The organism is Arthrobacter sp. UYEF20 (assembly GCF_040546335.1).
Classification (GTDB): Bacteria; Actinomycetota; Actinomycetes; order Actinomycetales; family Micrococcaceae; genus Arthrobacter.
Map to the genome: position 1 here is coordinate 129,674 of NZ_JBEPNP010000012.1, position 21,407 is coordinate 151,080.

General features: G+C 68.6%; 16 protein-coding genes. 12 read left to right on the forward strand and 4 right to left on the reverse strand.

Annotated elements, in window-relative coordinates:
• Positions 1 to 20 precede the first annotated feature (20 nt).
• Positions 21 to 485 (reverse strand): Lrp/AsnC family transcriptional regulator, encoded by a 465-nt coding sequence (locus ABIB26_RS14655; protein WP_354244436.1) that lies wholly within the window; start codon positions 483 to 485, stop codon positions 21 to 23.
• Between the two features lie 159 nt (positions 486 to 644).
• Here ABIB26_RS14655 and pdhA point away from each other — a divergent pair, with 159 nt between their 5' ends.
• The 3 genes from pdhA to ABIB26_RS14670 are packed head-to-tail and all read left to right on the forward strand — an operon-like array spanning position 645 to position 4,602.
• A complete protein-coding gene (gene pdhA, locus ABIB26_RS14660; protein WP_354244439.1) occupies positions 645 to 1,865 on the forward strand; it encodes a pyruvate dehydrogenase (acetyl-transferring) E1 component subunit alpha in 1,221 nt (406 codons plus the stop codon).
• Entirely contained in the window at positions 1,862 to 2,980 is a 1,119-nt protein-coding gene (locus ABIB26_RS14665; RefSeq protein WP_354244442.1) for an alpha-ketoacid dehydrogenase subunit beta, read from the forward strand. The genes pdhA and ABIB26_RS14665 overlap by 4 nt, the downstream gene beginning before the upstream one ends.
• Complete coding sequence (locus tag ABIB26_RS14670) at positions 2,977 to 4,602, forward strand: dihydrolipoamide acetyltransferase family protein (protein WP_354244445.1); 1,626 nt, start codon at positions 2,977 to 2,979, stop codon at positions 4,600 to 4,602. Before ABIB26_RS14665 ends, ABIB26_RS14670 begins: the two co-directional genes overlap by 4 nt.
• A gap of 19 nt (positions 4,603 to 4,621) precedes the next feature.
• Here ABIB26_RS14670 and ABIB26_RS14675 read toward each other — a convergent pair whose 3' ends face one another.
• On the reverse strand, positions 4,622 to 5,218 hold the full coding sequence (locus ABIB26_RS14675) for a TMEM175 family protein (RefSeq protein ID WP_354244447.1): 597 nt from the start codon (positions 5,216 to 5,218) through the stop codon (positions 4,622 to 4,624).
• 220 nt (positions 5,219 to 5,438) lie between these two features.
• Here ABIB26_RS14675 and ABIB26_RS14680 point away from each other — a divergent pair, with 220 nt between their 5' ends.
• The 3 genes from ABIB26_RS14680 (at position 5,439) to ABIB26_RS14690 (ending at position 9,110) form a co-directional block, all read left to right on the forward strand.
• Positions 5,439 to 6,254 (forward strand): MBL fold metallo-hydrolase, encoded by an 816-nt coding sequence (locus ABIB26_RS14680; protein ID WP_354244450.1) that lies wholly within the window; start codon positions 5,439 to 5,441, stop codon positions 6,252 to 6,254.
• Between the two features lie 238 nt (positions 6,255 to 6,492).
• Positions 6,493 to 7,764: a MinD/ParA family ATP-binding protein gene (locus ABIB26_RS14685; protein ID WP_354244453.1), complete on the forward strand. Its 1,272-nt coding sequence runs from the start codon at positions 6,493 to 6,495 to the stop codon at positions 7,762 to 7,764.
• 131 nt (positions 7,765 to 7,895) lie between these two features.
• A complete protein-coding gene (locus ABIB26_RS14690; RefSeq protein WP_354244456.1) occupies positions 7,896 to 9,110 on the forward strand; it encodes an MFS transporter in 1,215 nt (404 codons plus the stop codon).
• 4 nt (positions 9,111 to 9,114) lie between these two features.
• Here ABIB26_RS14690 and ABIB26_RS14695 read toward each other — a convergent pair whose 3' ends face one another.
• On the reverse strand, positions 9,115 to 9,993 hold the full coding sequence (locus ABIB26_RS14695; protein ID WP_354244491.1) for a phosphatase PAP2 family protein: 879 nt from the start codon (positions 9,991 to 9,993) through the stop codon (positions 9,115 to 9,117).
• A 246-nt stretch (positions 9,994 to 10,239) separates the two neighbouring features.
• Between ABIB26_RS14695 and ABIB26_RS14700 the strand changes: the two genes are divergently transcribed.
• The 6 genes from ABIB26_RS14700 to ABIB26_RS14725 all read left to right on the forward strand — a co-directional run bounded on the left by ABIB26_RS14700 (position 10,240) and on the right by ABIB26_RS14725 (position 20,282).
• On the forward strand, positions 10,240 to 11,592 hold the full coding sequence (locus ABIB26_RS14700) for a glycoside hydrolase family 32 protein (protein WP_354244459.1): 1,353 nt from the start codon (positions 10,240 to 10,242) through the stop codon (positions 11,590 to 11,592).
• A gap of 281 nt (positions 11,593 to 11,873) precedes the next feature.
• Positions 11,874 to 12,893, forward strand: a complete 1,020-nt coding sequence (locus tag ABIB26_RS14705) for an o-succinylbenzoate synthase (protein ID WP_354244462.1) — start codon at positions 11,874 to 11,876, stop codon at positions 12,891 to 12,893.
• A gap of 165 nt (positions 12,894 to 13,058) precedes the next feature.
• Positions 13,059 to 15,155, forward strand: a complete 2,097-nt coding sequence (locus tag ABIB26_RS14710) for a PhoX family protein (protein WP_354244465.1) — start codon at positions 13,059 to 13,061, stop codon at positions 15,153 to 15,155.
• Between the two features lie 132 nt (positions 15,156 to 15,287).
• A complete protein-coding gene (gene argS, locus ABIB26_RS14715; RefSeq protein ID WP_354244468.1) occupies positions 15,288 to 17,114 on the forward strand; it encodes an arginine--tRNA ligase in 1,827 nt (608 codons plus the stop codon).
• A gap of 311 nt (positions 17,115 to 17,425) precedes the next feature.
• Complete coding sequence (gene menD, locus ABIB26_RS14720) at positions 17,426 to 19,219, forward strand: 2-succinyl-5-enolpyruvyl-6-hydroxy-3-cyclohexene-1-carboxylic-acid synthase (protein WP_502913677.1); 1,794 nt, start codon at positions 17,426 to 17,428, stop codon at positions 19,217 to 19,219.
• 505 nt (positions 19,220 to 19,724) lie between these two features.
• Complete coding sequence (locus tag ABIB26_RS14725) at positions 19,725 to 20,282, forward strand: hypothetical protein (protein ID WP_354244470.1); 558 nt, start codon at positions 19,725 to 19,727, stop codon at positions 20,280 to 20,282.
• Between the two features lie 193 nt (positions 20,283 to 20,475).
• On the opposite strand, the gene ABIB26_RS14730 is transcribed toward ABIB26_RS14725, so the two are convergent.
• On the reverse strand, positions 20,476 to 21,252 hold the full coding sequence (locus ABIB26_RS14730; protein WP_354244473.1) for an amino acid ABC transporter ATP-binding protein: 777 nt from the start codon (positions 21,250 to 21,252) through the stop codon (positions 20,476 to 20,478).
• Positions 21,253 to 21,407: the final 155 nt, after the last annotated feature.

Genomic DNA, 21,407 nt, shown 5'->3' on the forward strand with positions numbered 1-21,407 from the left:
CGGCACGGAAAAGCATTGCCCTACCGTGTATCCACGTCTTCAAACACCAGGAAGGTCTGGGTGTCCAGCACACCGGGCATCGACTGCAACTGGTCAAAGATGACGCGGCGCAAATCGACATTGTCCACGGCCCGCACCAGCAAGATGACGTCGAAGTCCCCGCCAACGAGTGCGATGTGGTGCACCTCGGGGATGGCTCGCAGCAGCTCCCGCAGTTCCCGCCAGGAATGCTGGCGGACCTTGAGGGTCACGTAGGCCGATGACTTCAGGCCGGCCTTGATGGGGTCCACGAGTGCCGTGAACTTGGTCAGGACCCCTTCGCCGGTCAGCCGGGCAATCCGGGTATAGGCGTGGGCGCGGGAGATGTGGACGTTTTCCGCCACCTGGGTCACCGACATCCTGCCGTCCCGGGTCAGCTCCGCGATGATGTTCCGGTCCACATCGTCCAAAGGCACTGCCGCCTGCTCCGCCTCGGACTCTGCCATTCGTCTACAACTCCTGCCGGTAATCCAGCTCACACTTACGATTCGTCTTCCAGATTAGGCCTTATTCGGAGACTTCTCCACAGTTCAGCGCAGAGGTGGATACGAAACATCGTCCGGAAGCATACTGGGAGTGAATAGTGGCTACAGAAGGACGGACCAATGACGATCTCCGCAGACCACACTGCACAGCAACACGCGCGGCAGGCGGCGCAGCAAAATCCAGCCAGCGAGGCCGTGCGCAAGTTCGGCATCACGGCGGAGGACTACATGCTGCCCGCCCGCCACCAGATCCAGATGGTCGGCCCCGATGGCACCCTGAACCTCCACACCGAGCAGGGCGCCCAGGCTGGCCACGAGTACAGCCTCCCCGGCGATGACGAACTGATGGCCGCCTACGAGCAGCTCGTCGTCGGACGCCGCGTCAATGACCAGAACTCCGCCCTCGTCCGCCAGGGCCGGATGGCCGTCTACCCCTCCAGCCACGGCCAGGAGGCCTGCCAGGTTGCCGCTGCCCTCTGCCTGTCCGACGGCGACTGGATGTTCCCCACCTACCGCGATTCGGTTGCCGTGATGGCCCGCGGCGTCGATCCCGTCCAGACCATGACACTCTTCCGCGGCGACTGGCACGGCGGCTACGACCCCACCAAGCACAAGGTCGGCATCCAGTGCACCCCGCTGACCACCCAGCTGCTGCACGCCGTCGGGGTGGCCCATGCCGCCAAGCTGCGCGGCGAGGACGCCGTGGTCCTGGCCATGTGCGGCGACGGAGCCACGAGCGAAGGCGACTTCCATGAGGCGCTGAACTTCGCCGCCGTGTTCCACCTGCCCGTGGTCTTCTTCGTCCAGAACAACCAGTACGCGATCTCCGTGCCGCTGGCGCACCAGTCCGTGGCGCCGTCGCTGGCCCACAAGGCCGTGGGCTACGGCATGGCCGGCGAACGCGTGGACGGCAATGACACGGTGGCCCTGCTGGCCGTGCTGGGACGGGCCGTCAAGCTCGCCCGCGAAGGCTCCGGACCGCTGCTGGTGGAGGCCCACACCTACCGGATGCAGGCCCACACCAACGCCGACGACGCGACCCGCTACCGCCAGGACAGCGAGGTCGCCGAATGGGTGGCCAAGGACCCGCTGAGCCGGATGAAGAGCTACCTGACGGACCGCGGACTGCTCGACGACGGCGGTACTGCCCGGATCGCCGAGAAGGCCGAAGCGGTTGCCGCGCAGCTGCGCGAAGGCCTGGGTGAGGACGTCCCGGTGGAACCGCAGGACCTCTTCAAGTACGTCTTCTCCACCCCCACCCCGCAGCTGAAAGAACAGTCCGCCCTGCTCGCCGACGAGCTCGCCCGCGACGCCGTATCGAAGACGGAGGCCGCGAAATGAGCCCCACCATCACCACCTCGTCCGAAGCGAACGGCAACGTCAGCTCCGCCACCGCCCGGGCCGCGGCCAAGGCTGCAGCCACCGCCGAACGAACCGGCCCGCAGACCATCACCCTCGCCAAGGCCCTGAACACCGCCATGGCCGACGCCATGCACGCGGACCCCTCGGTCCTGGTCTTCGGCGAGGACGTCGGCATGCTCGGCGGCGTCTTCCGCATCACGGACGGCCTCACCGAGACCTTCGGGCAGGGCCGCTGCTTCGACACCCCGCTCGCCGAGTCCGGCATCGTCGGCATGGCGGTCGGCATGGCGATGAACGGCATGCGCCCGGTCATCGAGATGCAGTTCGACGCCTTCGCCTACCCGGCCTTCGAACAGATCGTCAGCCACGTCGCGAAGATGCACAACCGCACCAAGGGCGCTGTGAAGCTGCCCATGGTCATCCGGGTGCCCTATGCGGGCGGGATCGGGGGAGTGGAGCACCACTGCGACTCCTCCGAGGCCTACTACGCCCACACCGCCGGGCTGAAGGTCTTCACCCCGGCTACCGTGGCGGACGGCTACCGGATGCTCCGCGAAGCCATCGACTCCGACGACCCCGTCATGTTCATGGAGCCCAAGAAGCTCTACTGGTCCAAGGACCAGGTGGACCTGGACGCGCTGCGCGCCGAGCACACGGCGAACACCGAGCGCGGGACCTCCTCCGAGGGCCGAGCCGCCGTCGCCCGCCCCGGCACCGACGCCACGCTGATCGCCTACGGGCCGTCCGTCCCCACGGCGCTCGCCGCCGCGGCCGCCGCTGCCGAGGAAGGCCGCTCGCTGGAAGTGATCGACGTCCGCTCGATCGTGCCGTTCGACGACGAGACGGTCTGCGCCTCGGTCCGCAAGACCGGCCGCGCCGTGGTGATCGCCGAGGCGCACGGCTTTGCCTCCGTGGCCTCCGAGATCGTGGCCCGGGTCCAGGAACGCTGTTTCCATCACCTCGCCGCGCCGATCCGCCGGGTCACCGGCTTCGATGTGCCGTACCCGGCGCCGAAACTTGAGCACTACTATCTGCCCGGCGTGGACCGCATCCTCGACGCCGTTGACGACCTCCAGTGGGAAGACCGACCATGAGCGAACCGAAAGTATTCCTCCTCCCGGACCTCGGCGAAGGACTCACCGAAGCCGAACTCGTCAGCTGGCTTGTGGCCGTGGGCGACGAGATCCGCGTGGACCAGCCGATCGCCGAGGTGGAGACGGCCAAGTCCATGGTGGAGGTGCCCTCCCCGTACGCCGGCACCGTGGCCGTGCTGCACGGCAAACCTGGCCAGACGCTCGACGTCGGCACGCCGCTGATCTCGGTGACGCCTATCGGTGCTTCCGTTGCTTCAAGCGCGGTCTCCGCCGCAGGCGATGCCGCCCCCGGTGGGGCCGGCGCGGATGATGCCGCTGGTGGCGCCGCCACAGGCAATGCCGCCCCCGCCCCTTCGCCGGACAGCAATCGTCCTGCGGACGATGCTGCCGGCTCCGACAGGCCCGATGCCACTCCCGGGACGGCATTGCCTGCGGCGGCTGGGTCTGCGGGTTCGTCGCCTGCTGATGTTGCTGACGCGCCTGCTGCTGTTGCCGCTGAGGTGTACCGCGAAGAGGAGAAGGCTGGGTCCGGGAATGTTCTCATTGGGTATGGGACTCCTGGCGGGCCTGGGGTTGCTCGGCGGACTCGGGCACGGAAGTCTTCGGCGGTGGAGCCCGTCCGGACTTTGGGTGCCGGGAGCCAGATTTCTGAGGCGGAGAAGGCTGCCGATGACCTGCTGCTGATGCGGACCCGGGTGCCTGGGAAGCTGGGCGCTGTTATTTCTCCGCTGGTTAGGCGGATGGCACGCGATCATGGGGTTGATTTGGGGGGACTCCACGGCTCGGGGGCCAGCGGGCTCATTATGCGGCGCGACGTCGAGGCTGTCATCAAGCCGCCCACAGTGGCTGAGCGCCCCGTGGGTGAGGCTGTCGCGGCGTCCGACACCGACGCACGCACCGGGCTGGGCATTTCCGGGCGCACTGCCGTGCGCGGTGTGCGGAAGGCCGTTGCGGCGAACCTGGCGCGCAGCCGTTCCGAGATCCCGGAAGCCACGGTGTGGGTGGACGTGGACGCCACGGCGCTCGTGGAGATGCGGGCCGCCCTGAAGAAGGCGGACCCGCACAACACCCCCGGTTTGCTTGCTTTCATCGCGCGTTTCGTCACCGCAGGGCTGAAGAAGTTCCCTGAACTCAACACCCGCATCGTGACCACCGAGGACACCACGGGCGGCGCGATGCAGGAGATTGTGGCCTTCGACGGCGTCAACCTCGGCTTCGCGGCGCAGACCGACCGCGGCCTCATGGTGCCCTCCGTGCGCAACGCGGACAAGCTCAGCGCCCGCGAGCTGGACGCCGAGATCCGCCGGCTTACCGCCGTCGTCCGCGAAGGCAAGGCGACCCCGGCGGAGCTGGGCAGCGGCACGTTCACACTGAACAACTACGGCGTGTTTGGCGTGGACGGTTCCGCCGCGATCATCAACCACCCCGAGGTGGGAATTCTCGGCGTCGGACGGATCATCGACAAGCCCTGGGTTGTCAACGGCGAACTTGCGGTCCGCAAGGTCACCGAACTGACCCTCACCTTCGACCACCGTGTCTGCGACGGTGGAACGGCCGGCGGCTTCCTGCGCTACGTCGCCGACGCGATCGAAAATCCGGGGACGGCGCTCGCGGACATGTGAAGCCGGCCTGGGCCACCGGTCAGGCAGGAAGGCGGCGGGCCGCCCACGACGCCGGCACGAGCAGAAGCCACAGGAACGGTGTGTAGGCGTTGAGGACAAACGCCGCCGGAATCGAGAGCAGGAACACCAGTGCCCCGGCCAGCCGGATGCTGAATACCTTCCGGTGGGCGTCGGGGTCCATTTCCCGCTCCATCAGGTCTGCGTGTCTGGCGTACCCCCAGATGGCCGCCATGGTCAGGTAGACCGCGGCGATGTTGGCGGCGTACAGAACACTCGGCCAGGGCGTGGGGTCATCCCCGTATTGGCTGAGCACAGACGTCGGACCGGGCAGCATGGCGATGAAGAACAACAGGGCCAGATTCAGCCGGCCCAGGTTCACATTGAAACGGCGGATCCGTGCGAAGTCGGAATGGTGTGACATCCAGGTCCTGGCGATGATGAGGAACGACAGTGCATACGCGAGCAGTTGCGGCAACGCAGCGACCAGGGCATCGTCCACCTGCTCCGCTGGAATGCCGGCAGGCAGCTTCAGGTCCAGGGCCAGGAGCGTCAGCGCGATCGCAAAGACGGCATCGCTGAAGAACACCATCCGCTCCAGTGACGTGCCGGATTCCATCGGGAGCCACCTCCAATTCCGCGTCGGAACAACCGAAGTAGCCACAGGCTACACGGCGGCGGTGCCCGCGGCGATGGCTTCCCGTTGGGTTCCCAACGGCGGGCATGCCCTCCGGGACTTGTCAGCCGGGGATGGGTACAATCGAGGGCAGAACATCGCACCAGCGGCGCCGGAACAATGTCGGAAAAGTGCCGGAATACTGTCGGAATACGGAGATTTAATGTCACGATGGCTCGAGGTTGGCCCGGACAACTACGTCCTGACAACCCAAGGTTCCCTCCTCAACACCGGCCTGGTGGTCGGCACCGAACGCGCCATGGTGATCGATACCGGCGGCGGGCCCGGCCAGGGACGCGAGATCCTGGAGGCCGTGCGGACCAAGACCGGGCTGCCGCTGGTCGTCGTCAACACGCACGCGCACTATGACCACTTCTTCGGCAACGCCGTCTTCGCTGACGACGGCGTGACGGAGTTCTGGGCGCACGCGAATTGCGCCGCGGAGATCGAAGAGAACGGGGACCTCCAGCGCCGCGCCGTGGCTGCCGAGGAGCCGGAAATGGCCGCCGGCGAAGGCAACAACGTCGAACTCGTGGTTCCGAACGCGATCGTGAAGGACCAGCCCGTCCTGGTCGATCTTGGCAGCCAGACCGCCACGCTGTTCTACCTGGGACGCGGCCACACGGACGGGGACCTCCTCGTCGGAACAGCCACCACGCTCTACACCGGTGACCTCGTGGAACAGGGCTCGCACCCCTCGTTTGAAGACTCGTACCCCGAGGAATGGGCGGACGCCCTCCGGCACGTGTCCGCGTTGCGCCACCGCTATGAATTCCTGGTTCCCGGCCATGGGGAACCCTGCAGCGACCAGTTCGTCAAGACCATGGCCAACACCATGGGCACCGCCGTGCGCCAGGCGATTCAGGCCACGCGGGAAACCCCCGACGACGCCACCAAGGCCATCCCGATCCTTCCCTACGGCCCTGAGCAGTCACGATGGTTCATCAGGCGCCTGCAGGAGACCCGGGCGCAGCACTGAAGCCCGCAATTTCCCCGGGATGATAAGGGTGCTCACAGCTGCGCCTAGACTTGCCCTTTGAACGACGTCAAACAAGCGCCGCAGCGTGCCCCGCTGTGAGTCCTGGGAGAAATCAACGATGCCCGAATCGGTGGAAGACAATTCAGCTGCCACTACTGACAACTCAGGGCAGCCTGAAACCCGCCGCCGGCGCGACTTGCGTCGTGCCGATGGTGACGAAGCTGCCTGGACAGGAACCATGCCGGTCATCAATCCTCACACCACCCCCGCCGAAGCCACCGACCGCGCCGAACCGAAGCGCCTCAGCTCCTGGGCCGAGGCCGCCGAAGCAGCCGACGAACGCAATGCATCCACCGACCCCGGCTCCGCCGCCGTGATCCACCAGGACCCGGCGGCCCCGTTGCCACCCGCCGAACCTCCGACGTCGGTCGCCGCCGTGGATCCGGACCCCGGGACCTCCGGCCCGGTCTCCCGACGTTCGGCCATGCCGGCTGCCCCGGAGACGGCGCCCGCCGTCCCCGCCCAGCCGGGCCGCTCCACCCGCACCGCCGGCCGGGCTGCCGCCCTGGCCACGGCTCCGGTTCCGGACTTCATCAGCTCACCCGGCCTCTTCGTCCGCGAACAGAAGCCCAAGCCGGTCGGCGGCTTCCGCGGCGCCCTCTATAAAATGTCCGGCGGCGGCCTCAATCTCGGCCCGAGCGCGAGGCAGCGCGAGGAAGACGAGCTGGCCCGGCGCATTTCCCGCCAGCTCCAAGGCAGCTACAACACCGCCGTCCTGAGCCTCAAGGGCGGCATCGGCAAGACCTCCACCACCGTCGGCGTCGGCCTGACCCTTGCCGAATTCCGCGGGGACCCGCCGTGCGCGATCGACGCGAACCCTGACTCCGGCGACCTTGTGGAGCGTGCCCTCGGCGAGGGTATTTACCAGCAGCAGAGTCCCCGCACCATCACCGACCTGCTGCAGAACATCGAGTCCGTCGAATCGCTCACCGCCCTGGCCCGGTACATGCACCATGCCGGCCGGCTCCACCTGATCGCCGGAGAGCAGGACCCCGAGGTCTCGGACTCCCTGACGGCCGGGGAGTACCTGCGGATCCGCAAACTCATCTCCGGCTACTACTCGGTGGCCCTCACCGACTGCGGCACCGGCGTCACACACAACGCCATGAGCGGCATCCTCCAGTCCGCGGACAACCTGATCATCGCGGCCGGCTACGCCGTCAGCGGCGCCAAGCGGGCCCGCAGCACCCTGCACTGGCTGGCAGGCCACGGATACGAGGAACTGGCGCGCAACGCCGTCGTCGTCATCACGGACAAGGACGAGGTGTCCTCCCGGGTGGACAAGGACGCGATCGAGGACCACCTGTCCGGGATCTGCCGGCAGCTCATCGCCGTCCCGCACGACCGCGGCGTGGCCGACGGCGACCTGGTCACCCTGGATGTGCTCCGCCCGGAGACACGGCGCGCCTACCGGGAAATCGCCGCCGCGATCGTGGACGGGTACGTTTAGACCGGGGCTTTGGCAGCACCCGACTGACTCGCAGTAGTTGTCGTTTAGAGCGCTCCAAACGACAACAACTGCTAGCCAGTTGGGCGGGTTGCCGGGGCAGCCGCGTTTGTTCGGCCCCTAGGATGAAGGGGATGACCACTACACGCCCCGCGCCGTTCAGCCTCCGCAGCATCGCCGTTCCCGCGTTCGGCCCCGCCCTGCTGTTCAGCATCGGGGAAGGCGCGATCCTTCCGGTCGTGGCGCTGTCCGCCCGGGACCTGGGCGCCTCGGTGGCCGTAGCCGCGCTGATCGTGACGCTGATCGGGCTCGGATCCTGGTTCTTCAACCTGCCGGCCTCGCTCATCACGTTGAAGTTCGGCGAGCGCTGGGCGATCGTCGGTGCGGCCGCTGCCAGTGCCATCGCGCTGGCCGGGGCGGCCCTCTCCGCGCAGGTGCCCGAGGGGCTCTGGCTGCTCGCAGTGGCGATGCTCGTCGTCGGGATGGCCGCCAGCGTCTTCAGCCTGGCCCGGCAGAAGTACCTGACCGAGGCGGTGCCGGTGATCCTCAGGGCCCGTGCCCTGTCCACCCTCGGCGGCGTCACCCGGATCGGCATCTTCATCGGCCCGTTCATCGGCGCCGCGGTGATGCAGTTCTCCGGCATCACCGGCGCCTACTGGGCCGGCGTCGTGGCGATGGCCGCCGCGGCGGCACTGTCCGTGACCATCCCGGACCTCGTGGCGAAGCCCGTGCCGACGGCCGGCGCCGACGCGCAACCAGCGACACTGCGCAGCGTGGCCGTGTCCCATTCCGGGGTCTTCCTGACCGTGGGCGTCGGTGTGCTGCTGCTCAGCGCGCTGCGTGCCTCCCGCCAGGTGGTGATCCCGCTCTGGGCTGAACATCTCGGGATGGATGCAACCCAGGCGTCGCTCATCTACGGGCTCTCCGGTGCCATCGACATGCTGGTCTTCTACCCGGCCGGCAAGCTCATGGACCGCAAGGGCAGACAATGGGTCGCGGTCCCCTCCACGCTGATCATGGGGACGGCGATGCTGCTGATCCCGCTCAGCACCGGCTTTGTGGGACTGCTGCTCGCGGCGCTCCTGATCGGCTTCGGCAACGGCATCAGCTCCGGCCTGAACATGACCCTGGGCGCCGATTTCTCGCCCGACAACGGCCGCGGCCAGTTCCTCGGCGTCTGGCGGTTCATGGCCGACGCCGGCGCCACCGGCGGGCCCGTGCTGCTTTCAGGGGTGACTGCCGTCGCCTCGCTCGGGGCCGGGGTGGGCGCCACCGGCGTGCTCGGCTTCGCCGCCGCGGCCGTTTTCGCCGTCACCATTCCCCGGCTCAAGCACCGCCGGAACTACTGACCGCTCAGCGCCGCGGCGCGCTCCGCCGTCGTGCGGCATGTCCGAACAGCCACACACCGGCAACCGTCGCGAGGTACCCACTGATCACAATCAGTGAGGTCCCGGCCCAGAAGTAGTTGGTGGCGCTGCTTTCCTGTCCCGGGCCCGGCGCGATCTGCAGCAGCGAGTAGCTGGCCAGCGCGGCCGCGGCGAGTCCTGCCAGCACGGGCAGCGCGAGCCAGAGCCGCGAGGCCGCCCAGTGTTCCCCGTAGCCGGTCCAGACATTCCAGCGCGGTCCGGTGCGGATGATCAGCCAGCCGGCCGGGAGCATGAACGCCGCCACCACGAGGAAGGCGGCCACGACGTCGGAGGGGCGGTGCCACTGGTTGATGAGGGTGGACAGGCCGGTAGCGACGGCGAAGCTGCCGCCCAGGAAGCCGGCCAGCGGACGCCAGCGCGGCGAGACCACCAGAAACACGGCGGCGGCGGCGGACGCCGCCAGCGTGGTGTGGCCCGACGGCAGGGAGTTCAGTTCCAGTGTCTCGATGCCGCGGTACGGCCGGACCGGCACAATGTCCTTGAGGACCTGGGTGGCCACATTGGCGCCCACACAGGCCGCCACCGCGATCCCGGCCGCGGCCCAGCGCCGACGCAGGACGGCGACAAAGAGGATGACGACGGTGGCGATCAGCACGGACAGGGCCGGCAGCCAGTCAAGAAGCTTATTGGCGGCCTTGCCCGCGGTGCCATGGATCTCGACGGCCTCGACCAGCGCCGATTCGTCGATGAACTGTCCCGTGGTGGTGCGGACGAAGAAGTAATATGTCACGGCGAGCGCGGCCAGGCAGGCCAGGGAGGCCAGCAGGAAGAGCGCCCCGGTGCCCTTGCCCATCCCCTTGCCCATCCCCTTGCCGGGGCGGGTCGTGCCGGGGCGGGTCGGGGCGGAGGCCGAACCCGGCTGCGGGTACCCCGCAGCCGGGCGACTGCTTGGGTGTTCCTGGCGAAAACTCATCCGAATCAGGTTCCCATAAAACTCTGCGAGCCGCCTGAGGGCAGGCTGTGTCGAGGCGGCATCCGAGGGCATTTCACCGCAATGATTCCGCCCGGCACGGCCGTGTCCTGTCATCCCGCGCGCGGGTAGTGTGTGGCCATGGACACCGTGCCGAATCATCCGGATCCTGCCTTCCCCCGCTTTCATGCCAGGCCGGGGAAAGGCTGGATCAACGATCCGAACGGCCTGAGCTACGTCGACGGCCGCTACCACGTGTTCTTCCAATACAACCCGGACTCGGCTCGGCATCACGGCATCTGCTGGGGGCACCTGAGCTCTGCGGATCTGGTCCGCTGGCAGGAGGAACCCGTCGCGCTCCGGCCCCAGCCCGGTGGGCCGGAGGCGCTCGGCTGCTGGACGGGGGTGGTGACCGACGACGGCGGAGTCCCCACCGCCGCCTACTCCGCCGCCTTCTCCGGCCTCGAGTCTGAGGGCGGCAACTCCCGCGTCGTCCTGGCGCGGGGCTCCAAGGACCTGGCCACGTGGACGCAGGACGGGCACGTGGCAGCGGGGGTACCCCCGGACCCCCGGATCACTGCTGTGCGTGATCCGTTCATCTTCCGCTTCCGGGGCCGGCGCTTCGCGCTCCAGGGTGCCGGGCTGGCATCGGGACGGGCGGCCGTCCTGCTTTACAGCGTGGACGATCTGCGCAGCTGGAAGTATGAAGGAATCTGGTTCAGCTCGGACCATCCGCTGGCTGCCCGGCACCTGCCCGCGGAGATCTGGGAGTGTCCGCAGCTGGTCCGCGTCCCGGACTCGTCCGGGGCGGAAACCTGGCTGCTGATGACCTCGCTGTGGCTTTCCACGGACCACCACGAGCACCCCAACGGCGTCGGCTATCTCCTCGGTGCGCTCGCCCCGGGGCTGGCCGGGCTGCCGGTCTTCGCCCCGGAAACGGGCGGGAAGGCCGATCTTGGCCGCGATTTCTATGCGCCGCAGATCCTGCCGCTGCCGGAGCGGACCCTGCTCTGGGGTTGGTCCCCGGAATCGACGGGCAGCGAGGACCGGCCGGGCCGCAGCCCGGAGCAGACCGACGACGCCGGCTGGGCCGGAGTCCTGACGTTTCCGCGGCAGCTCTCCGCGCACGGCGGGGCTCTCGCCGTCGAGCCGGCCCCGGAACTCCGGGCCTACCGCGGCGCCCAACACCACACGGGTGCCGCCGGAACCCTGACCCTGCCCCTGCACGCCGAGGCCCACGTGACCGGGGGTGAGGGGCGGATCAGGCTCGTCCTCAGCTCGGCCCGGCGGCAGCGGACCGTGTTCACCGAGGCAGTGGCCGGCGGCGATGAGCTCCGGATCTTCATCGACGCTTCGATCATGGAGGCCTACCGCCACGGTTCGGTGACCACCACCCTGCGCGCCTACCCTGCAGGCGGTGAGGTGTGGCAGCTCGAATTGCCGCATGGGGCGTCGGCCGATGTCTGGGAGCTGCGGCACCCGGGGCAGGCGTAGCGCCCCACGATAAGACAGGTAGTCCCTACTCGTGCCGCGTCGGTGGCCGGTTTCTAGAATCGTGCTTACCGGACGGATTCTCCGCCGGGATGGTGCTCCTTGAGCGGGCCGGCCGAGACGAGTCTCCTGAAAAGTAGGCGACTCACCCCCAGTCAACGCCAGCCCGCTCAAGGCACGGGGCTCGTTCTTCGGCCGCCGGTCACGCGGGCGGCAGGTCAGGCGGGCCGCAGTAGAGTGAAAAGATGCTCAGCCATGCGGACCCGCCGTCTTCGAATCCCTCCATGAATCCCGCGCCCTCGCGTGCGGCGCAGCTCCCCGGGCTGGACGAGCTCCTGGCCGGTGCCCATGTGGTGAGCCTGCCGATGCGGGTGAAATTCCGCGGCATCCTGCAGCGTGAGGCCCTCCTGCTCCGCGGCCCGCTGGGCTGGGGCGAATTCTGCCCCTTTCCCGAGTACGGCGACCCGGAGGCCTCCCGCTGGCTCGCCTCCGCCATCGAGGCCGGCTGGCAGGGATTCCCGGAGCCGCTGCGGAGCAGCATCCCGGTCAATGCCACTGTCCCCGCGGTCACGGCAGAGAGGGTGCCGGACATCCTGGCCCGTTTCGGCCGGGTCGACGCCGTCAAGGTCAAAGTAGCCGAGCACGGCCAAAGCCTGGCGGATGACGTTTCCCGGGTCGCCGCGGTCCGGGCGGCGCTGCCGGAGGCCGCCATCCGGGTGGACGCGAACGGCGGCTGGGATGTCCCGGCGGCCGTCGAGGCGCTGACCCGGCTCTCCGCCGTCGGACTGGAATACGCCGAACAGCCGGTGCCCGACATCGCCGGCCTCGCCGAAGTCCGGCGCCGGCTGCGGGCGGCCGGGATCCCCCTGCTCATCGCCGCGGACGAGAGCGTGCGCAAGGAGGACGACCCGCTCAAGGTGGCGCGTGCCGGCGCCGCGGACCTGATCGTGGTGAAGGTGGCGCCGCTCGGGGGAGTGCGCCGCGCCCTGGACATCGTGGCGGAGGCCGGGCTCCCCGCCGTTGTCAGTTCCGCCCTGGACACCTCGGTGGGGATCCGTGCGGGACTGGCGCTCGCCGCTGCCCTGCCGGAGCTGCAGTACGCCTGCGGGCTCGGGACCGTGTCCTTGCTCGCCGCCGATGTCAGCCGGGACCCGCTGGTGCCCGACGACGGCGCCATCCGGCTCCGCGACGTAGCCGCCGATCCGGCGCTGCTGGCCGAGCATGCCGCTGCGCCGGAGCGCCGGGACTGGTGGCTGGACCGGCTGCGCCGGGTCCACGCAGCGCTGGCTTTGGCCCGCCCCTGAGACGCTCCCAAGATTCGTGGGTTCGATGGCGTTCGACTGACGCTTCCTCCGGTCTGCGCGTTCCGGCGGTGAATTCACCGGGTCTTCATCTGGGAGACGTCTCTCGGTAGCCCGTGACTGGCAGGGTGGCCGGGACCGCATCTCACTCCCATGGAAGGTCTCTCCATGTCTGTCTCTTCCGGACGCAAGTTTTCCCTGCTCCCCATGCTCGGCCACACCAAAGGCAAGCGCAGCCCTGTCACGTGCGCGCTGAAATGCGACAACGCCTGCTCGGGCGACGTCTGCAATACCAGCTCCAACAGCTACTTCCGTGACATCGCCTCCGCCACCATGTCCCGCCGTGCCGCGCTGGGCTTCGGTGCCGCCGGCGCGCTCGCCGTAGCGTTCGGCGGTTCGTTGGGCTCCGCCGGACCCGCGGTGGCCGACGGCGGCCCGGGCCTCGCCGCTGCCGCTAAGGACGGGTTTGGAAAATCCAAGCTGCAGTTCGCCGCTATAGCTCCGGTGGACGCCGCCGTGGACCAGCTCACCGTCCCCGCCGGGTTCACCTGGCAGCCGGTCATCCGCTGGGGCGACCCGCTCTTCAAGGACTCGCCGGCCTTCGACATCGACCACCAGAGCGCAGCTGCGCAGGCCCGCCAGTTCGGCTACAACAACGACTACACGGACATCCTGCCGATCGATGGCTCCAAGGACCGCCGGGCCGTGCTCTTCACGAACCACGAATACACCAATGAGTCCATTATGCTGCCGGCCGGGTTCGACGCCGCCGAGACCCGCGCGATCGGCCGGGCGGCCCACGGGCTGAGCGTGGTCGAGTTGGAGCGGAAGAACAAGAACAAGCCCTGGAGCTACGTCCAGGGCGCCGGACTGAACCGCCGCTTCCTGACCGACACCACCTACGATCTCGACGGTCCGGCCGCCGGATCCGCGCTCCTGAAGACCGCCGCCGATCCCTCTGGCCGGGCCATCAAGGGCACCCTGGGCAATTGCTCTGGCGGCACCACCCCGTGGGGCACCATCCTCTCCGGCGAGGAAAACTTTAACGGCTATTTCGCCGCGCCCGGAACCTCTGACTCCGACAAGCGCTACGGCCTGACCAGCAAGCCCACCGCTCGCCAGTGGGAACTGGATGACCCGCGCTTCGACACCCGCAACCCCGGGTACGAGAACGAGGCCAACCGCTTCGGCTGGATCGTGGAAGTGGACCCGTTCGATCCCTCCTCCACGCCCCGCAAGCATTCCGCGATGGGCCGCTTCAAGCACGAGGGCGCCAACGTCATCGTCGCCAAGTCCGGCCACGTGGTGGCCTACATGGGCGACGACGAGCGCTTCGACTACCTGTACAAGTTCGTCTCGGCCGGCACGTACCGGCCCGGCGCTACGGCGGAGGACCGCAAGAACAACCTGACGCTGCTCTCGGAGGGTGACCTGTACGTCGCCAAGTTCACGGGGAACTCCCCGGCAGCCGGATTCGACGGCTCGGGCAAGCTTCCGGCCGACGGAGCCTTCGACGGCTCCGGTGAATGGCTGCCCCTCGTGGTGGGCGGACAGTCCAAAGTGGCCGGGATGTCCGTGGAAGAGGTGCTGGTGTACACCCGCCTCGCCGCAGACAAGGTGGGTCCCACCAAGATGGACCGCTGCGAAGACGTCCAGCCCAGCCTGCACACCGGCAAGGTCTATGTGGTCTGCACGAACAACGCGGACCGCGGCAAGCCCGGCAAGGAGGGGGCCACCGAGGTCAACCCGCGCACCCTCAACCGCGACGGCCACATCGTCGAGATCACCGAGACCGGAGACCAGACGTCCACCACGTTCGGCTGGAACCTCCTGATGGTCTGCGGTGATCCGGCCAAGAACTCCGCCGCCTACTTCGCCGGGTTCCCGGCCAGCCAGGTCTCGCCCATCTCCTGCCCGGACAACGTGGCCTTCGATTCCGTGGGCAATCTGTGGATCTCCACTGACGGTGCGCCCTCCAGCATCGGCTACGCCGACGGGCTCTTCAAGGTGACCCTGGACGGTGCGGAACGCGGCAAGGTGGAGCAGTTCCTTGCCGTCCCGCGCGACGCCGAGACCTGCGGCCCGGTCATCCACGACGACGAACGGACCGTATTCGTTGCCGTGCAGCACCCGGGGGAGGAAGGCACCTTCGCCGAGCAGCACTCCTACTTCCCGGACTACGTCGCCGCCGGCGCGACGCCGAAGCCCGGCCAGGCGCGCGCCCCGCGTCCGTCCGTGGTCCAGGTGTTCCGGACCGGCGCCTGACCCTCCGGCGCTCACTCACCTCCTGCCAGCACGACGGCGGGAGGTGGGGAGCGTTCGGCTGTGCCCGGGAGGTGGAAGCGTCGGGGCGCGGGCTGAACTGATAATTTGAACAGTGTGAATAATCCGGCCGAATTGGTTGTCCCCAGAGTCCAGGCAGCGATTGCCAGCGCGTTCGGCGAAGAGTACGGCGGAACGGATCCGGTGGTCCGGCCCTCGCAGTTTGCGGACATCCAGATCAACGCCGCCATGGCGCTGGCCAAGAAGGTCGGGATGCCGCCGCGGGACGCCGCCGCGAGGATCGTCGAGGCCCTGGACCTGGACGGCATCTGCACCGCTGTCGAGATCTCCGGGCCGGGCTTCATCAACCTCACCTTCGACGGCACCTGGATCGAGGAGCTGCTTAACGACGAGGCGTCCACGGCTGCCGGTGCCGCCGCGTCTGCCGGCGCCGCGCCCGCGCCTGCCGCGGAACCCCGGCGCGTCGTCGTCGACTACTCCTCTCCCAACGTCGCGAAGGAGATGCACGTCGGGCACCTGCGCACCACCGTGGTGGGCGACAGCCTCGTCAAGGTGCTCGAGGCGCTGGGGGACACCGTCATCCGGCAGAACCACATCGGCGACTGGGGTACCCCGTTCGGCATGCTGATCGAGCACTGGCTCGAGATCGGGGAGGACTCGCCGGAGGCGGCGCTGCTGGTGGATGACCCCAGCGCCTTCTACCAGGCGGCCCGCGCCAAGTTCGACGCGTCCGCCACGGACGAGGACGGCTTCGCCACCCGGGCCAGGCTCCGCGTGGTCGCGCTGCAGAGCGGCGACCAGGAGACCTTCGCGGTCTGGCAGCGGCTCGTCGCCCAGTCGAAGCGCTACTTCAATGCGATCTACTCCAAGCTCGGCATCAGCCTCACGGACCACCACATCGCCGGTGAAAGCTCCTACGACGCGCATCTGGCGCAGCTGTGCCAGGAACTTGAGGACCTCGGCATCGCCCGGGTCAGCGACGGCGCCCTCTGCACCTTCCCCGCCGGGTTCACCGGCCGGGACGGCCAGCCGCTGCCGCTCATCATCCGCAAGTCCGACGGCGGCTACGGTTACGGCACCACCGACCTCGCCACCATCCGGTACCGGGTCCGGGAGCTCGAGGCCGACCGTATCCTCTACGTCGTGGGCGCGCCGCAGAACCTGCACCTGCGGATGGTCATGGCCACGGCCCGCGACTCCGGCTGGCTGCCGGCCACGGTGGAGGCCGTGCACGTGCAGATCGGCAACGTGCTGGGGGAGGACGGGAAGATCCTGAAGTCCCGTTCCGGTGCCCCGGTGAAGCTCATGGCCCTGCTGGAGGAGGCCGTGGACCGGGCCCGCGCCGTCATCGACGCCGGCCGGCCCGAGCTCACGGCGGCGGAACGCGCCGTGACCGCCCGGCAGGTGGGGATCGGCGCCGTCAAGTACGCGGACCTTTCCGTGGGGCACGACACCGAATACGTCTTTGACTTCGACCGCATGCTGGCCCTCAGCGGAAACACCGGACCCTATGTGCAGTACGCGGCCGCGAGGATCCGCTCGATCCTGCGCAAGGCCGGCGTGCTGGAACACCATCTCGCGCCCGGTGCCGGTACCGGTGCCGCCGAAACCGACACCGGCGCCGGCCCGACGGCGACCGTGGCGGCCGCGGCCCCCGCGGCGGCGATCGCCGTCGTCGAACCCGCCGAACGGGCGCTCGCCCTGCACCTTTTGGAGTACGGGGTCACCCTGCAGCGGGTGGGCGAACTGCTCGAGCCGCACCGGCTGTGCACTTACCTGTTCGAACTCGCGCAGCTCTTCACCGCCTTCTACGACCAGTGCCCCGTGCTCAAGGCCGAGGAATCGGTCCGGGAGTCCCGGCTTGCCCTCTGCGCCCTGGTGCTGCGCCGGCTCTCCGGCGGCCTGGAACTGCTGGGCATCGAGACGCCGGAGAACATGTAGGCCTCCCGTCCTCTCGACGCTCCCTCACGTTCGGGGTGTTTTTCGGCGACGCTCCCTCACAAGCTGCACAGCGGCAGCGGGATCTGATGGAGCGTCGGGGTTTGGGGCAGCGGGATCTGAGGGAGCGTCGGGTTGGCGGCAGCGGGATCGGAGGGAGCCTCGGGTTGGCGGCAGCGGGATCTGAGGGGGCGTCGGGTTGGCGGCAGCGGGATCGGAGGGAGCCTCGGGGTTTGGGGCAGCGGGATCTGAGGGGGCGTCGGGGTTTGGGCGCGGGATCTGAGGGAGCGTCGGGTTGGTGGCAGACTGGTTTGGTGACTTCCGAGAACCCGCTGGACCCGCTTGACCCCTTGGACCCGGAGAACGCCGCAACGCCGGCAGATTCCCGTACCCCGCCGTTGCCCGAGCCCGACGAGCTGGGCGCACTGGACGCCGCGCGCATCGCCGTCGCGGCTCTGCTGACCGCCGGGGTGCGCTACGTGGCCGTGGCGCCGGGCTCGCGTTCCGCGCCGATGGCCTACGCACTGGCCGAGGCCGACGCCGCCGGACGCGTGGAGCTGCTGGTCCGGATCGACGAACGCGACGCCGGGTTCACGGCCCTCGGCCTCGCCCTGGCAACAGGTGCGCCGGCCGCCGTGCTCACCACCTCCGGAACCGCCGTCGGGAATCTCCTGCCCGCCGTCATGGAAGCCAACCACGCCGCGGTGCCGCTCGTCGTCATTTCGGCGGACCGGCCCGAGGAACTCCGCGGCACCGGCGCCAACCAGACCACGGCGCAGCTTGACCTGTTCGGCGACCACGTGCGCTTCGCCGTCGACGTCCCCGCCGGCCACGACCCGCAGCGGGCCGTGGAGACGGCCTTGAGCGCGGCCACCGGCGCCTTCGAGGACACCCCGCCCGGGCCCGTGCAACTCAACCTGGCGTTCCGCGACCCCCTGGTCCCGGCCCCGGGCGAGCGGCTCCCGCCCGAGTCCGGCCGCCGGGTGTACCGGACCGCCCGAGGCCCCCTGGCCCTGGACTTCCCGCCCGCCGACACCGGCCTGCCGGAACGGCGCACCGTCGTGCTGGCCGGGCACGACGCCGGACCGGTCGCCGAGGCGTTTGCCCGCGCCCACCGGCTGCCGCTGCTCGCCGAACCGTCCTCCAACGCCCGCTTCGGGCCGAACGCAGTGGGCCCCTACCGGCTGCTGCTGGAGCACTTCGGACCCGAGTCCGCGCAGCCGATCGAACGCGTCGTGCTGTTCGGCCGGCCCACGCTCTCCCGGCCCGTCAGTGCCCTGCTGGCCCGCGCCGACGTCCCCTCGGCCCTGTACCAGCCGGTTCCGGTGGCCTGGTACAAGCCCGGCCGCCGCGCCGAACTGCCGCTGGAGACCCTGGCGGACCTGGCTGACTTCGCCGGGCACGGCTCCGCGGCCTGGCTGGATGCCTGGCTGCTGGCCGGGGCCGCCGCTCAGCACGCCGTCGATTCCGTGCTGGCCGGAACCGCCGCTGCCACCGGGCCGTCCGTGGGCGCCCTGGTCTGGGAACACTCGCGCGGTCAGCTGGTCCTCGGCTCCTCCAACGGCATCCGCGACGTCGACCTCGCCGGCGGGCCCGCAACGGAGCCACAGGCCACCGTGTTCGCCAACCGCGGCCTGTCCGGTATTGACGGCACCCTGGCCACCGCCACCGGCATCGCCCTCGGCGGCCGGCAGGAAACCACCGTGCTGCTGGGCGACGTCACCTTCCTGCACGACGCCGGCGGACTCCTCCTCGGTGCCGGGGAAGCCGAGCCAGCGCTCCGGATCGTGGTGCTCAACGACGCCGGCGGCGCCATCTTCGGGCTCCTGGAGCACGGCGCCGTCGACTCCTCGGGCCGCTACGGGAACGCCGTCGAACGCCTCTTCGGCACCCCGCACAGCGTGGACATTGCCGCCCTCGCCGCGGCGTACGGCGTCGCCCACCGCCACGTCAGCACGACGGCGGAGCTCGCCACGGCCCTTGCGGAGCCGTGGCAGGGCCGCATCATCATCGAGGTGCGCACGGACCGGCACGGACTCCGCGAGCTGCACGCCCGCATCAGGGCTGCCGTGGGCGCGGCCGTGGCCGGGGTGCCGGTAGGGGAGTAGCCCCTGCTTCGACGCGCATCTTGCCTGGCGACGCGCAAATTGCCCCACGACGCGCATCTTGCCCGGCGACGCCCGAATACGGAATACCCTGCCGCGTAAGAAATCTGCGCGTCGCAGAACGAAATGCGCATCGTCAGAGTTCTCCACATCGAGGCTTCGGGGCATGGCGTCGGTGTTCAATGGCTGGGATCTTCGTTCCATGAACGAGTTCACCGTGCGCCTTGAACGGAGCCCGCTTGGCCCGGGTACGGCGGGGAGAGTTTGATTGTAAGTGAACGAACCGACCCAATCCCTCGTCGTTATGGCTGGAGCCGGTCTTTGGCGCCGAAATATTCACTTCTCCATCTGTAAGCCGAGCCGAGGAAGAATCATGATGAAATTCAGTAACCGTCGAATTGCCGCTGTCGTTGGCTCTGTGGGGGTGTTGGGCGCGATAGTGGCCGGCGCTGCAAGTGCGAGTCCGACGCCGGAGAAGTCTGTCCCTGCCGCATCGGAAAAGCATCCAGTGGAGATCGAGGTGTTTGCCCCTGGAAAGGGCGATAACGCTGGGATCGCTGGTGCTGGCTGGTTCGTCGATCTGAGTGTGCGGTACGACGGCGGCCTGGCCGCAGCAGGTTTCACCGGTCTGCAGCTCACCGGGCCCGCCGCGCATGCGAACACGGCGCCCTTTCCCGGGTCGTTCTCCACCGGCCAAGATGATCGTCTGCCGGGCCTCGTTGTCCTCGCCTCCACCACCAATAGCACCATCAAGGGCTTCTCCGGTCCCGGCACGAATCTGGCCAACCTGTTCAATCTCACCGGCGTGACCGACCGCTCGAAAAAGGGCGCTGAAATTTGGGATTCCTGGATCGTCGGCGCCCCGATTGCCGGTCAGGACGTGGACAGCACTCTGACCGTCGCTGTGATCGCCGACCTCAACCACGACGGGATCTACAACGATGCCCCGAGCCTCGTGCCGGACGCCAACGTCGATGGCACGATTGATGCACGAGATCTCGAAGCCATCGGAGTCGCGTCCAAGATCACAACCATCCCGTTCCACATTTCAGGCGACCCCAAGTAGCGCGTCGCTGTTTGACAGCCGGGCGACTGGAGAGGAAGCTGACCGCGGACGGTGTGCCCCGCCGTCGAACCCGCTCCGCAGGCTAACCATGACGCTCAACCCGCCCCACGACGCGCAAATGCCCTGTCGCTGGCGGAATCCCGGTAGCGGCAGGGCATTTGCGCATCGTCAGGCGCGAGGCGTAGCGCGGGTCCTAGAGGACCCGGCTGAGGAACTCCTTGGTGCGGTCATGCTGCGGGTTGGCGAGGACCTCACGGGGATCGCCGGTCTCCACCACCACGCCGCCGTCCATGAACGTCAGCCGGTCGCCCACTTCCCGGGCAAAGCCGATCTCATGGGTCACCACGATCATGGTCATGCCGGACTTGGCGAGGTCCTTCATGACATTCAGGACGTCGCCCACCAGCTCGGGGTCAAGGGCGGAGGTGGGCTCATCGAAGAGCATGAGTTCCGGCTCCATGGCCAGGGCCCGGGCGATCGCCACCCGTTGCTGCTGGCCACCGGAAAGCTGCGACGGGTAGTGGTCGGCACGGTCCGCCAGTCCCACGCGGTCCAGCAGCTCCTGTGCTTTCTTCCTGGCTGCGGCGCGGGACTGGCCCTTGACCTGAACGGGCGCCTCCATGATGTTGTACAAGGCTGTCTTGTGCGGGAAAAGGTTGAACCGCTGGAACACCATGCCGATTTCACGGCGCTGGGCGGCGATCTCCGTTACTTTGAGGTCATGGAGCCTGCCGTTGATCTCGCGGTAGCCGATCAGCTGACCGCCCACGGAAATGCGCCCGGCGCTGATGGTTTCCAGCAGGTTCACGCAGCGCAGCATGGTTGACTTGCCCGAACCGGACGGCCCGATCACAACGGACACCTCGCCCTGGTTGACGGTCAGGTCGATGCCGCGCAGCACGTGGTGCTGGCCGTAGTACTTGTGAAGGCCCTCGATCCGCACCAGCGGTTTCTCAGCGGTGATCGTCATTTTGCCTCCTCCTCGGGAAAGTCCATCTTCAGGGCCGGCTCCGCCTCGGCGCTCATCGCTACTGCGGCAGCAGCCTTGGCGGCCGCCGGGTTCATGGCGGCGGGAACCAGATTGTCCACGCCCTTGCCGTAGTAGGCCTCGATGAAGTGCTGGCC